The 15,723-nt window shown below is 62.3% G+C and carries 1 protein-coding gene; it reads left to right on the top strand.

What is annotated here, in order from left to right:
* Nucleotides 1-11 precede the first annotated feature (11 nt).
* On the top strand, nt 12-15,644 hold the full coding sequence (locus ACXR0M_RS09680; RefSeq protein ID WP_458831693.1) for a LapA family giant adhesin: 15,633 nt from the start codon (nt 12-14) through the stop codon (nt 15,642-15,644).
* Nucleotides 15,645-15,723 lie beyond the last annotated feature (79 nt).

Genomic DNA, 15,723 nt, shown 5'->3' with positions numbered 1-15,723 from the left:
GAGAGTCATCAATGAGCAGTGTTGTTGCCATCGTCAAAAGCATTGTCGGTCAGGTATTCGTGGTCTCCCCTGAGGGTGTACGTCGCGTGCTCGTTGAAGGCGATCGCCTGTTCGTCGGCGATCAGATCGACACTGGTCTCTCCGGCGCTGTGTCACTGGAACTGGCGGATGGCCGCACCCTCGATCTGGGTCGCGACACTCAGTGGAGCGCCAGTGCGCCCGACTCCAGCACTGACCTGGCCGAAGCCACCGCGCAAGCCGCGCCTTCTGTAGCCGAGCTGCAGCAGGCCATTGCCGCCGGTGCCGACCCGACCACCGCGCTGGATGCCACCGCTGCTGGCCCGAGCGCCGCAGGCACGGGCGGTGCCGCCGGGGGCGGTCACAGCTTCGTGATGCTCGACGCCACTGCCGGCCGCGTCGACCCGACCATTGGCTTCCCGACTGCGGGGATCAACGGCGCTGCGCAGGCAGCGCAGAACATCACTGGCGGCCAGACCACCGACACCACCACCAACGCCCTGCGTGACTCGACCCTGAGCCTCAGCGCCACGCCGACCATCACCGAAGCCGGCGGCGTGCTGGTGTACACCGCGACCCTGACCCAGGCGCCGCTGACCGACCTGACCATCACCCTGTCCAACGGCTCGGTGATCGTGATTCCAGCCGGCTCCACCACCGGCAGTGTCAACGTGCCGCTGGCACCGAACGACACCGTTTATAACGATCCGACCCAGATCGACGTGACCGTCACCGGCACCAGCGGCGGCAACGGCATCACCGTGACCCCGCCGACCACCCCGGCGACGACTCAGGTCACCGACACCATCGACACCACTACCGTCACCCTGACCGCTGGCAACAGCGTCAATGAAGGCGGTCAGATCACCTACACCGCGACCCTGACCAACCCGGCGCAGACGCCGGTCACCGTCACCCTGTCCAACGGCTCGACCATCACCATCGAAGCCGGCCAGACCACCGGCACCGTCAACGTGCCGACCGCGCCGAATGACGTCTACAACAACGGCAGCACCGTCAGCACCACCATCACCGGTGCCACTGGCGGCAATTTCGAAAACCTGGTGCCGAACACCACACCAGCGGTGACCACCATCACCGATTCGATCGACACCACCAACCTGACCCTGACCGCGACCGGCACGGTGGTCGAGGGTGGCCAGATCACCTACACCGCGACCCTGACCAACCCGGCGCAGACGCCGGTCACCGTCACCCTGTCCAACGGCTCGACCATCACCATCGCAGCCGGCCAGACTACCGGCACCGTCAACGTGCCGACCGCACCGAACGACGTCTACAACAACGGTGGCACCGTCAGCACCACGATCACTGGCGCAACGGGCGGCAATTTCGAAAACCTGGTGCCGAACACCACGCCAGCGACCACCACCGTTACCGACTCCATCGACACCACCAACCTGTCGCTGAGCGCCACCGGTACTGTGGCCGAAGGCGGTTCGATCGTTTACACCGCGACCCTGACCAACCCGGCCGGCACTCCGGTGACCGTGACGTTGAGCAACGGCTCGGTGATCACCATTGAGGCCGGTAAAACCACCGGCAGCGTGACTGTTCCGGCGCCAGCCGATGACGTCTATAAGGACGCCGGCAAAGTCGAAGTCAGCATCACCGGCACCACTGGCGGCAATTTCGAGAACCTGGTGCCGAGCAGCGTTCCGGCTGTCACCGAAGTCACCGACACCATCGACACCTCGACCGTCAAACTGAGCGCCGACACCTCGGTCGCTGAGGGCGGCACTGTCACTTACACCGCCACGGTTGGCGCGCCAGTGACTGGTTCGCCTGTGGTTGTGACCCTGACCAACGGCCAGACGATTACCATCGAAGTCGGCAAAACCACCGGCACCGTGACCACCACTGCACCGAACGATGCGTTGACCGGCAACCCGCCGCTGACCAACGCCATCAGCAACGTCAGTGGGGGCAACTACGAGAATTTGGTGGCTGACAAAACTCCGGTCAGCACCACCGTCACCGATACCATCGACACCACCAACCTGACGTTGAGCGCCACTGACTCCGTCGCTGAAGGTGGTTCGATCGTCTACACCGCGACCCTGACCAACGCTGCCGGCTCGCCAGTCACCGTGACCCTGAGCAATGGCACGGTGATCACCATCGAGGCCGGTAAAACCACCGGCACCGTGACCGTTCCAGCCCCGGCTGACGATGTTTACAAAGATGCCGGTAAAGTCGAAGTAACCATCAACGGCGCCACCGGCGGCAACTTCGAGAATCTGGTACCGAGCAGCGTTCCGGCTGTCACCGAAGTCACCGACACCATTGATACCTCGACGGTAAAACTGTCCGCTGACACTTCGGTAGCCGAGGGCGGCACTGTCACTTACACCGCCACCGTAGGCGCGCCGGTAACAGGTTCGCCGGTGGTCGTGACCCTGGCCAATGGTCAGACCATCACCATTGAAGTCGGCAAAACTACCGGCAGCGTGACCACCACCGCACCGAACGATGCGTTGAACGGTCAGGCGCCGCTGAGCAATTCGATCACGGGTGTGAGCGGTGGCAACTACGAAAACCTCGTGGCCGACAAAACTCCAGTCACCACCACCGTGACTGACACCGTCGACACCACCAACCTGACGTTGAGCGCCACAGGCTCCGTCGCTGAAGGTGGTTCGATCGTTTACACCGCGACCCTGACCAATCCCGCCGGTACGCCGGTGACCGTGACGTTGAGCAACGGCTCCGTCATTACCATCGAAGCGGGTAAAACCACTGGCACCGTGACCGTTCCGGCGCCTGCCGATGACGTTTACAAAGATGCCGGCAAGGTAGAAGTCAGCATCACTGGTACCACTGGTGGCAATTTCGAGAACCTCGTTCCGAGCAGCGTTCCGGCCGTGACCGAGGTTACTGACACCATCGATACTTCGACCGTCAAACTGAGCGCCGATACGTCGGTGGCCGAGGGCGGCACTGTCACCTACACCGCAACCGTCGGAGCGCCAGTGACTGGTTCGCCAGTGGTTGTGACTCTGGCGAACGGTCAGACAATCACTATTGAAGTTGGCAAAACCACCGGCACCGTCACCACCGCAGCGCCGAATGACGCGTTGAACGGTCACGCGCCGATCACCAACGCCATCACTGACGTGAGCGGTGGCAACTACGAAAATCTGGTCGCCGACAAAACCCCGGTCAGCACCACCGTCACCGATACCGTCGACACCACCAACCTGTCGCTGACCGCCACTGGCACCGTGGCTGAAGGCGGCTCGATCGTCTACACCGCCACTCTGACCAACCCGGCCGGCACTCCGGTGACCGTGACGTTGAGCAACGGCTCCGTAATTACCATCGAGGCCGGCAAAACCACCGGCACCGTGACCGTTCCAGCTCCAGCCGATGACATCTACAAGGACGCCGGCAAAGTTGAAGTCACAATCAAGGATGCTGCGGGCGGCAACTTCGAGAATCTGGTACCGAGCACGGTTCCGGCTGTTACCGAAGTCACCGACACCATCGACACTTCGACTGTGAAGCTCAGCGCCGATACTTCGGTTGCCGAGGGCGGCACTGTCACCTACACCGCTACCGTTGGTGCGCCAGTGACCGGCTCGCCGGTTGTTGTGACTCTGGCCAACGGTCAGACCATCACCATCGAAGTCGGCAAGACCACCGGCAGCGTGACCACTGCAGCGCCGAATGACGCGTTGAACGGTCACGAACCATTGACCAACGCCATTACTGACGTAACTGGCGGCAACTACGAAAACCTGGTCGCCGACAAAACCCCGGTCAGCACCACCGTCACCGACACCGTCGACACCACCAATCTGACGCTGAGTGCCACTGGCACCGTGGCCGAAGGCGGTTCGCTCGTCTACACCGCGACCCTGACCAACGCTGCCGGCTCACCTGTCACCGTGACCCTGTCGAACGGCGCCGTGATCACCATCGACGCCGGTAAAACCACCGGCACCGTGACTGTTCCAGCGCCAGCGGATGACGTCTACAAAGACGCCGGTACCGTTGAGGCAACGATCAAGTCCGCCACCGGCGGCAACTTCGAAAACCTGGTGACCAGCAGCACCCCGGCCGTCACCAACGTCACCGACACCATCGACACCTCGACCGTCAAACTGACCGCCGACACCTCGGTGGCTGAAGGCGGGACCGTGACTTACACCGCGACCGTCGGCGCGCCAGTAACCGGTTCGCCAGTTGTGGTGACCTTGGCCAACGGTCAGAACATCACCATCGAAGTCGGTAAAACCACTGGCTCCGTGACCACCACCGCGCCAAACGATGCGCTGACCGGTCACGAACCATTGACCAACTCGATCACCGGCGTCACGGGCGGCAACTACGAAAACCTCGTGGCCGACAAAACCCCTGTCAGCACCACAGTGACCGACACCGTCGACACCACCAACCTTTCGCTCAGCGCCACCAACTCGGTCGCCGAGGGCGGTTCGATCACCTACACCGCGACCTTGACCAACGCGGCTGGCTCGCCAGTCACAGTGACCTTGTCCAACGGTTCGGTAATTACCATTGAGGCCGGTAAAACCACCGGTACCGTCACCGTTCCAGCGCCTGCCGACGACGTCTACAAAGACGCCGGCAAAGTTGAAGTGACCATCAAGGATGCGTCCGGCGGCAACTTCGAGAACCTGGTGCCTAGCACCGTTCCGGCTGTTACCGAAGTCACCGACACGATCGACACTACCTCGGTGAAGCTGACCGCGACCGAATCGGCCGCTGAAGGTGGCACCGTTACTTACACCGCCACTGTCGGTGCGCCGGTAACCGGCTCTCCGGTCGTAGTAACCCTGGCCAATGGTCAGAACATCACCATCGAAGTGGGCAAAACCACTGGCTCCGTGACCACCACCGCGCCAAACGATGCGCTGACCGGCCACGCGCCGATTACTAATGCGATCACCGACGTGAGCGGTGGCAACTACGAAAATCTGGTGGCTGATAAAACTCCAGTCAGCACCACTGTCACCGACACCGTCGACACCACCAACCTGTCGCTGACCGCCACTGGCACCGTGGCTGAAGGCGGTTCGATCATCTACACCGCGACCCTGACCAATCCGGCGGGCACTCCGGTGACCGTGACGTTGAGCAACGGCTCCATCATCACCATCGAAGCTGGCAAAACCACCGGCACCGTGACCGTTCCGGCGCCCGCCGATGACGTCTACAAAGACGCCGGCAAGGTCGAAGTCACGATCAAGGATGCTGCGGGCGGCAACTTCGAGAACCTGGTGCCAAGCACCGTTCCGGCTGTTACCGAAGTCACCGACACCATCGACACTTCGACCGTGAAGCTCAGCGCCGATAACTCGGTGGCTGAAGGCGGCACCGTCACCTACACCGCTACCGTAGGCGAACCAGTGACCGGTTCGCCTGTCGTGGTGACCCTGGCCAACGGCCAGACCATCACCATCGAAGTCGGCAAGACCACCGGCACCGTGACCACCACTGCACCAAACGATGCGCTGAACGGCCACGAACCGCTGAACAACTCGATCACCAACGTCAGCGGCGGCAACTACGAGAACCTCGTCGCCGACAAGACGCCGGTCAGCACCACCGTCATCGACACCGTCGACACCACCAACCTGTCGCTGAGCGCGACTCCGGCGGTGAACGAAGGCGGGCAAATCACCTACACCGCCACTCTGACCAACGCCGCCGGCACTCCGGTGACCGTGACCTTGAGCAATGGCGCGGTGATTACCATCGACGCTGGCAAGACCAGCGGCACCGTGACCGTCGATGCGCCGAAAGATGACGTCTACAAGGACGCCGGCACCGTTGAAGCGACCATCAAGGGCGCGACCGGTGGCGATTTCGAGAACCTGGTCAGCAGCAACACTCCGGCTGTAACCACGGTCAACGACACCATCGACACTTCCACCGTGGCGCTGACCGCTACCGCCAACGTCGCCGAAGGCGAAACCGTGGTCTACACCGCGACCGTGACCGCACCGGTCACCGGCGCGCCAGTGGTGGTGACCCTGTCCAACGGCCAGACCATCACCATCGCCGTCGGTGAAACCACCGGCAGCGTGAACTTCGTGGCACCGAACAGCCCGTTGGCGGGCGGCAGCTCGCTGAGCGTCGCCATCGACAAGGTTGCTGGCGGCAATTACGAAAACCTGGTGGCCGACAAGACCCCGGCGAACACCTCGGTGTCGGACACCGTCGACACCACCAACCTGAACCTGACCGCCAGCGATTCGGTGGCCGAAGGTGGCTCGATCGTCTACACCGCGACCCTGACCAATCCGGCCGGCACACCCGTCACCGTGACCCTGTCCAATGGCGCGGTGATCACCATCGAGGCCGGTAAGACCTCCGGCACCGTGACCGTTCCAGCGCCGGCCGATGATGTTTACAAGGATGCGGGCAAGGTCGAAGCGACCATTTCCAGCGCTACTGGTGGCAACTTCGAGAACCTGGTGCCAAGCACTGTTCCGGCGGTCACCAACGTGACCGATACCATCGACACCACCACGGTCAAACTGACCGCGACCGAGTCTGCGGCTGAGGGTGGCACCGTCACCTACACCGCCACTGTTGGCGCGCCAGTTACCGGTTCGCCGGTCGTGGTGACCTTGGCTAACGGCCAGAACATCACCATCGAAGTCGGTAAGACTACCGGCAGCGTGACCACCATCGCACCGAACGATGCGTTGACCGGTCATGCACCGATCACCAATGCAATCACTAACGTGAGCGGCGGTAATTACGAAAACCTTGTCGCCGACAAGACTCCGGTTTCGACCAACGTCACCGATACTGTCGACACCACCAATCTGTCGCTGACTGCCACTGGCACCGTCGCGGAAGGCGGTTCGATTGTTTACACCGCCACCCTGACCAACGCTGCCGGTTCGCCAGTCACCGTGACGCTGTCGAACGGCGCCGTGATCACCATCGACGCCGGTAAAACCACCGGCACCGTGACTGTTCCAGCGCCAGCTGACGACGTTTACAAAGACGCCGGTACCGTTGAGGCAACGATCAAGTCCGCCACCGGCGGCAACTTCGAAAACCTGGTGACCAGCACCACTCCGGCTGTGACCAGCGTCACCGACACTATCGATACCTCGACCGTCAAACTGACCGCCGACACCTCGGTAGCGGAAGGCGGGACCGTGACCTACACCGCCACTGTCGGCGCGCCAGTTACCGGTTCGCCGGTTGTGGTGACCCTGGCCAACGGCCAGAACATCACCATCGAAATCGGTAAGACTACCGGCAGCGTGACCACCATCGCACCGAATGACGCGTTGACCGGCCACGCGCCGATTAGCAACGCGATCACTGACGTGAGCGGCGGTAATTACGAAAACCTTGTCGCCGACAAGACTCCGGTTTCGACCAACGTCACCGACACTGTCGACACCACCAATCTGTCGCTGTCCGCGACCGGTACCGTGGCCGAAGGTGGCTCGATTGTTTACACCGCTACCCTGACCAACGCCGCTGGCTCGCCAGTCACCGTGACCCTGTCGAACGGCGCCGTGATCACCATCGACGCCGGTAAAACCACCGGCACCGTGACCGTCCCAGCACCCGCCGATGACGTCTACAAAGACGCCGGCACTGTTGAGGCAACCATCAAGTCCGCTACCGGCGGCAACTTCGAAAATCTCGTCTCCAGCACAACCCCAGCTGTGACCAGCGTCACCGACACCATCGACACCTCGACCGTCAAACTGACTGCCGACACCTCGGTAGCAGAAGGCGGGACCGTGACTTACACCGCCACTGTCGGTGCGCCAGTCACCGGTTCGCCGGTTGTGGTGACCTTGGCTAACGGTCAGAACATCACCATCGAAGTCGGCAAGACTACGGGCTCCGTAACCAGCACTGCGCCAAACGATGCGTTGACCGGCCACGCGCCGATCACCAACGCAATCACCAACGTGAGCGGCGGTAATTACGAAAACCTTGTCGCCGACAAGACTCCGGTTTCGACCAACGTCACCGACACTGTCGACACCACTAACTTGTCCCTGAGCGCCACCAACTCGGTCGCTGAGGGCGGTTCGATCATCTACACCGCAACATTGACCAACGCTGCCGGTTCGCCGGTTACCGTGACGTTGAGTAACGGCGCCGTGATCACCATCGACGCCGGTAAAACCACCGGCACCGTGACCGTTCCGGCTCCGGCTGACGACGTCTACAAAGACGCCGGCACCGTTGAGGCAACAATCAAGTCCGCTACCGGCGGCAACTTCGAGAATCTGGTGCCAAGCACCGTTCCGGCGGTCACCAATGTGACCGACACCATCGATACCACCACGGTCAAACTGACCGCGACCGATTCCGCTGCAGAGGGTGGCACCGTCACCTACACAGCGACCGTTGGTGCTCCGGTAACCGGTTCGCCAGTTGTAGTGACCCTGGCCAACGGCCAGAACATCACCATCGAAGTGGGTAAAACCACCGGCAGCGTGACTACCACTGCACCGAACGATGCGTTGACCGGTCATGCACCGATTACGAACGCGATCACTGACGTGAGCGGCGGTAACTACGAAAATCTGGTGGCTGACAAAACTCCGGTCAGCACTAACGTGACCGATACCGTCGACACCACAAACCTGTCGCTCAGCGCGACCGGTACCGCGGCCGAAGGCGGCTCGATTGTTTACACCGCGACCCTGACCAATGCTGCCGGTTCGCCAGTCACCGTGACGTTGAGCAACGGCGCCGTGATCACCATCGACGCCGGCAAAACCACCGGCACCGTGACTGTTCCAGCGCCAGCGGATGACGTCTACAAAGACGCCGGCACCGTTGAGGCAACAATCAAATCCGCCACCGGCGGCAACTTCGAGAACCTGGTGCCGAGCACCACGCCGGCGGTGACCAGCGTCACCGACACTATCGATACCTCGACCGTCAAACTGACCGCCGACACCTCGGTAGCGGAAGGCGGGACCGTGACCTACACCGCCACTGTCGGCGCGCCAGTTACCGGTTCGCCGGTTGTGGTGACCCTGGCTAACGGTCAGAACATCACCATCGAAGTGGGTAAAACCACCGGCAGCGTGACCACCACGGCGCCGAACGATGCGTTGACCGGTCATGCGCCGATTACCAACGCGATCACTGACGTGAGCGGCGGTAATTACGAAAACCTTGTCGCCGACAAGACTCCGGTTTCGACCAACGTCACCGATACTGTCGACACCACCAACCTGTCCCTGAGCGCCACCAATACGGTCGTCGAGGGCGGTTCGATCGTCTACACCGCGACCCTGACCAACGCCGCTGGCTCTCCAGTCACCGTGACCTTGAGCAACGGCGCGGTGATTACCATCGACGCCGGTAAAACCACCGGCACCGTGACCGTTCCGGCTCCGGCTGACGACGTGTACAAGGACGCCGGCAAAGTCGAAGCGACCATTTCCAGCGCTACCGGTGGCAACTTCGAAAATCTGGTACCAAGCAGCGTGCCGGCGGTGACTCAGGTCACCGACACCATCGACACCTCGACCGTCAAACTGACTGCCGACACCTCGGTAGCAGAAGGCGGCACCGTGACTTACACCGCGACCGTCGGCGCGCCGGTTACCGGTTCGCCAGTTGTGGTGACCCTGGCCAACGGCCAGAACATCACCATCGAAGTCGGCAAGACCACCGGCAGCGTGACCACCACTGCACCGAACGATGCGCTGACCGGTCATGCGCCGATCACCAACGCGATCACCAATGTCAGCGGCGGCAACTACGAAAACCTGGTGGCTGACAAAACCCCGGTCAGCACTACTGTGACCGACACCATCGATACAACCAACCTGTCCTTGAGCGCTACCAACTCGGTCGCCGAGGGCGGTTCGATCGTTTACACCGCCACCCTGACCAACGCTGCCGGTTCGCCTGTCACCGTGACCCTTTCGAACGGCGCCGTAATCACCATCGACGCTGGCAAAACCACCGGCACCGTGACCGTCCCAGCACCCGCCGATGACGTCTACAAAGACGCTGGCACCGTTGAGGCAACGATCAAGTCCGCCACCGGCGGCAACTTCGAAAATCTGGTACCGAGCACCACCCCGGCCGTGACCAGCGTCACCGACACTATCGACACGTCGACCGTCAAACTGACTGCCGACACCTCGGTAGCAGAAGGCGGGACCGTGACTTACACCGCCACTGTCGGTGCGCCAGTCACCGGTTCGCCGGTTGTGGTGACCTTGGCCAACGGCCAGAACATCACCATCGAAGTGGGTAAAACCACCGGCAGCGTGACCACCACCGCGCCAAATGACGTGTTGACCGGTCATGCGCCGATCACCAACGCGATCACCAATGTCAGCGGCGGCAACTACGAAAACCTGGTCGCCGACAAGACTCCGGTCAGCACCACCGTCACTGACACCATCGATACCACCAACCTGTCGCTGTCCGCGACCGGTACCGTGGCTGAAGGTGGCTCGATCGTCTACACCGCGACCCTGACCAACGCTGCCGGCTCACCAGTCACCGTGACGTTGAGCAACGGTGCCGTGATCACCATCGACGCCGGTAAAACCACCGGCACCGTGACTGTTCCAGCGCCAGCAGACGACGTTTACAAAGACGCCGGCACTGTGCAGGCAACGATCAAGTCCGCTACCGGCGGCAACTTCGAAAACCTGGTGACCAGCACCACGCCAGCCGTGACCAGCGTCACCGACACCATCGACACCTCGACCGTCAAGCTGACCGCCGACACCTCGGTGGCGGAAGGCGGCACTGTGACTTACACCGCGACCGTCGGCGCGCCAGTCACCGGTTCGCCGGTTGTGGTGACCCTGGCCAACGGCCAGAACATCACCATCGAAGTGGGTAAAACCACCGGCAGCGTGACCACCACGGCGCCGAACGATGCGCTGACCGGCCACGCGCCGATCACTAACGCGATCACCAACGTCAGCGGCGGCAACTACGAAAACCTGGTAGCCGACAAAACTCCGGTCAGCACCACCGTAACCGACACCATCGACACCACCAACCTGTCGCTGTCCGCGACCGGCACCGTGGCCGAGGGCGGTTCGATCATCTACACCGCAACCTTGACCAACGCTGCCGGCTCACCAGTCACCGTGACGTTGAGTAACGGCGCCGTGATCACCATCGACGCCGGTAAAACCACCGGCACCGTGACCGTCCCTGCACCAGCCGATGACGTCTACAAAGACGCCGGAACCGTGCAGGCAACGATCAAGTCCGCCACCGGTGGCAACTTCGAAAATCTGGTGCCGAGCACCACGCCAGCCGTGACCAGCGTCACCGACACCATCGACACCACCGGCGTGAAACTCACTGCCACCGGTACCGTGGCCGAAGGTGGCACCGTCACCTACACCGCCACTGTCGGCGCGCCGGTCACCGGTTCGCCAGTCACCGTGAGTCTGTCGAACGGCCAGACCATTACCATCGACATCGGCAAGACCACTGGCTCCGTAACCGCCATTGCGCCAAACGACGTGTTGACCGGTCATGCACCGCTGACCAACTCGATCACCAACGTCAGCGGCGGTAACTATGAGAACCTGGTAGCCGACAAGACTCCGGTCAGCACCACCGTGACCGACACCGTCGACACCACCAGCCTGTCGCTGAGCGCGACCCCGGCGGTGAACGAAGGTGGGCAGATCACCTACACCGCGACCCTGAGCAACGCCGCTGGCTCGCCAGTGACCGTGACCCTGTCGAACGGTTCGGTGATCACCATCGACGCCGGCAAGACCACCGGCACCGTGACCGTGCCGGCGCCAGCGGACGACGTCTACAAAGACGCCGGCACCGTGCAGGCAACCATCACCAACGCCAGCGGTGGCAACTTCGAGAATCTGGTACCGAGCACCACGCCGGCGGTGACCAGCGTCGCCGATACCATCGACACCACCACCGTCAGCATCACCGGCAGCAGCTCGGTGACCGAAGGCCAGACCGCCAGCTACACGGTCAGCCTGACGCACCCGGCGCAAACCGACGTGACCCTGAAAATCGTCTACAGCGGCACCGCCGCCGACGGCTCGGACTTCACCGGCGTGTACACCGTGAAGATTCCGGCGGGCGCCAGCAGCGCGCAGTTCAACGTCGCGACCATCGATGACAAGATCACCGAAGGCACTGAAAACTTCGTGGTCAAGATCGACTCGGCCACCGGCGGCAACTTCGAGAACCTGGCCGTCAGCAGCACCAACGGCAGCGTCAGCACCTCGATCATCGACAACGATGCGCCACCGGTCATCGACCTCGACGCCAACAACTCCAGCGGCGCGACCGGTGCCGACTACAAGGTGACCTTCACCGAAAACACCCCGGGCGCCGGCGTGTCGATTGCCGACACTGACCTGACGATCACCGATCCGGACAGCACCATGCTGACCGGCGCGACCATCGTGCTGACCAACCGTCAGGACGGCGATGCGCTGAACCTGGGCAATAGCGTCAATGGCATCACCATCAATGCCAACAGCACCAACGGCACCGTGACCCTGACTCTGTCGGGCAACGCGACGCTGGCCGACTACATGCAGGCCATCAAGAACATCAGCTTCACCAACAGCAGTGAAGACCCGAGCACCGTGCCGCGGATCATCACCGTGACCGTGACCGATGGCGGCAACTACTCCAACACTGCGACCACCACGGTCAACGTGGTGGCGGTCAACGATGCGCCGGTCGCGGCCCCGGTCAACGTCACCGGCACCGAAGACACCCCGCTGATCCTCGGCTGGTCGACCTTCGGGGTGACCGACGTCGACAGCCCGGCCAGCAGCCTGGGCGTGAAAATCACCCAGCTGCCGGGCGAAGGCAAACTGCAGTACCTGGACGGCTCGACCTGGAAAGACGTCGCCAACAACCAGACCTTCAGCAAGGCTGACATCGACGCCGGCAAACTGCGCTTCATGCCGGATGCCAACGAGTCGGGCGTCAATGGCTACGGCGGTAACGGCATGGGCAACAACCAGGCCGATTACGCGCAGCTCAAGTTCCAGCCAACCGACGGTCAACTGCTGGGCAACACCGGCACGGTGAAGATCGACATCACCCCAGTGGCGGATGCGCCGACCGTCAGCGTCGCCGACAACAGCGTGAAGTCCACCGGGCTGATCAAGGAAGTCTGGACCGGCCTGTCCGGTCTGGGCACCAGCGGTAGCGGCGCGGACTCGACCACGTTGAAAAACGTGATCGACGGCGCCGGCACCCCGAACTCCAGCACCGGCGTGACCAACGTCCAGTCGGACGGCGGCGTGGCCGCCGGCACCGCCTCGAAAACCTCGGGCCTGATCTATCTGGAAGCCGGCAAGACCTACAGCTTCAGTGGCGTGGCCGACGACAGCCTGCTGATCACCATCGGCGGCAAGAACGTGGCTGCCGGTACCTGGGGTGCGGGCGGCACGATCAACGGTTCGTTCACCCCGACCACCAGCGGCTACTACACCCTGGACATCTACCACCACAACCAGAGCGGCCCGGGCAGCTATGACGTGAACCTGTCGGTCAACGGCAGCACGCCAATCGACCTGAGCAGCGCCGGCGTGCCGATCTACACCGGCGTGCAGGATCTGGTGAACTCCGGCGTGACCGTCTCCGACCTGCACGGTACCAACGGCGAAGGCTATTACGACGGCTACAAGCTCAACACCGGCGCCGAAGGCACCACGGTGAAACTGTCGGCGATCAACACCGCACTGACCGACACCGACGGCTCGGAAACCCTGAGCGTGAAGATCAGCGGTGCGCCGGTCGGCTCGGTACTCTCCGACGGCCACGGCCACAGCTTCACCGTCACCGCGAGCAACGGCGAGGCCAACGTCACCGGCTGGAACCTCGGCAGCCTGACCGTGACCCCGCCGACCTACTACAACGGCCAGTTCAACCTGACCGTGACTTCGACCTCGACCGAGCTGGTCGGCGGCTCGGCCAGCAGCACCGCGGCCATTCCGGTCAGCGTGGTGCCGGCGGTGTATAACGCCGTGGTCGGTACCTCAGGCGACGACACCTTCAACGGCACCGATGGCAACGACATCATGGTCGCCGACATCGGTGGTCTGACTGTGGTGCCGGGCACCAACTACAACATCGCGTTCATGGTCGACAGCTCGGGCAGCATGAGCTCGACGTCGATCAACGCCGCCAAGGACTCGCTGACCTCGGTGTTCAACACCCTCAAGCAGAGCATGGGTGGCAACTCGGGCACGGTGAACATCTTCCTGGTGGACTTCGATACCCAGGTCAACAAGTCGGTGTCGGTGAACCTCAACGACCCGAACGCGCTGACCAAGCTCAAGGCCGTGCTGGATTCGATGACGTCCGGCGGCGGCACCAACTATGAGGATGTGTTCAAGACCACCGCGAACTTCTTCCAGAGCCCTGAAGCGGTCGCCAACACCGGTGCGAAGAACCTGACGTACTTCATCACCGATGGTCAGCCGACCTACTATCAGACTGGCGAATCAACCAACCCGTACCTGTACGGCAACAAGACGCTCGACAGCCTGATCACCACCGCCAACTATAAGTTGGGGACCGCGGTCAGCCTGACCCCGGACAGCACGCACCAGATCGACATCAGCGCCAACGGTTCGGTAACGGTGTGGAGTAAATCCGGCAACAACTGGTCGTACCAGAACTTCGGCACGCTGCACGCCCAAGGCGACGGCACCTACGAGTTCTCCGGTCTGGCGGGCAGCGGTAACAGTACCGACTACTACACCACGACTAACTCCAACAGCGGCTTCGCCTTGCTCAGCGGTCTGTCGAACGTCGAGGCCATCGGCATCAACAGCGGTGTCAGTCTCAACGATCTGAAACCGTACGACTCGGATCACACACCGCAGACCAATATCGATCCGAAGGATCTGGCCAACTCGATCATCGGCCACACCGAAGCGACAATGCCGGGCAGCGACACCGTCAGCGGTGGCGAGGGCAACGACATTCTGTTCGGCGATCTGGTGAGCTTCAACGGCGTTGCCGGCGAGGGTTACCAGGCGATGCAGGCATTCGTTGCACAGCAGACCGGCGTCGACGTCAGCAAAGTCACCACCAGCAACGTGCACCAGTTCATCACCGAGCACTATCAGCTGTTCGATGTGTCCGGCGCGCATGACGGCAACGACACCCTGTTGGGCGGTGCCGGCAATGACATCCTGTTCGGCCAGGGCGGCAACGACGTGCTCGATGGCGGCAAAGGCAATGACATCCTGCTCGGCGGTTCCGGCAATGACACGCTGATCGGCGGTCAGGGCAACGACATCCTGATCGGTGGTTCCGGTGCCGATACCTTCGTCTGGAAGGCCGGCGACACCGGTAACGACGTGATCAAGGACTTCAACGCCAGCGAAGGCGACCGCATCGACCTGCGTGATCTGTTGCAGGGCGAGTCCGGCAGCACCATCGACAACTTCCTGAAAATCACCACGGTCGATGGCACGTCGTCGCTGCAAGTCAGCACGGCGGGCAAGTTCAACTCGGCCGACGCCGCTGCGGCAACGCCGGACGTGACGATCAAACTGGAAGGCAACAACTGGTCGAGCGCCAACATTCACAACCTGATTGCCGGCAGCGATCCGACCATCAAGGTCGACCACAACAACAGCTGATACGTGAATCAAACGGCCGCCCTCCGGGGCGGCCGTCACGTTGGCGGCTATCGGGCCGGTGACGATTTCGTCGCCGCAC

Source organism: Pseudomonas sp. Eth.TT006 (genome assembly GCF_054456575.1).
Note: the sequence above shows the minus strand (reverse complement) of the source record. Positions and strands in the feature narration are given on the sequence as shown.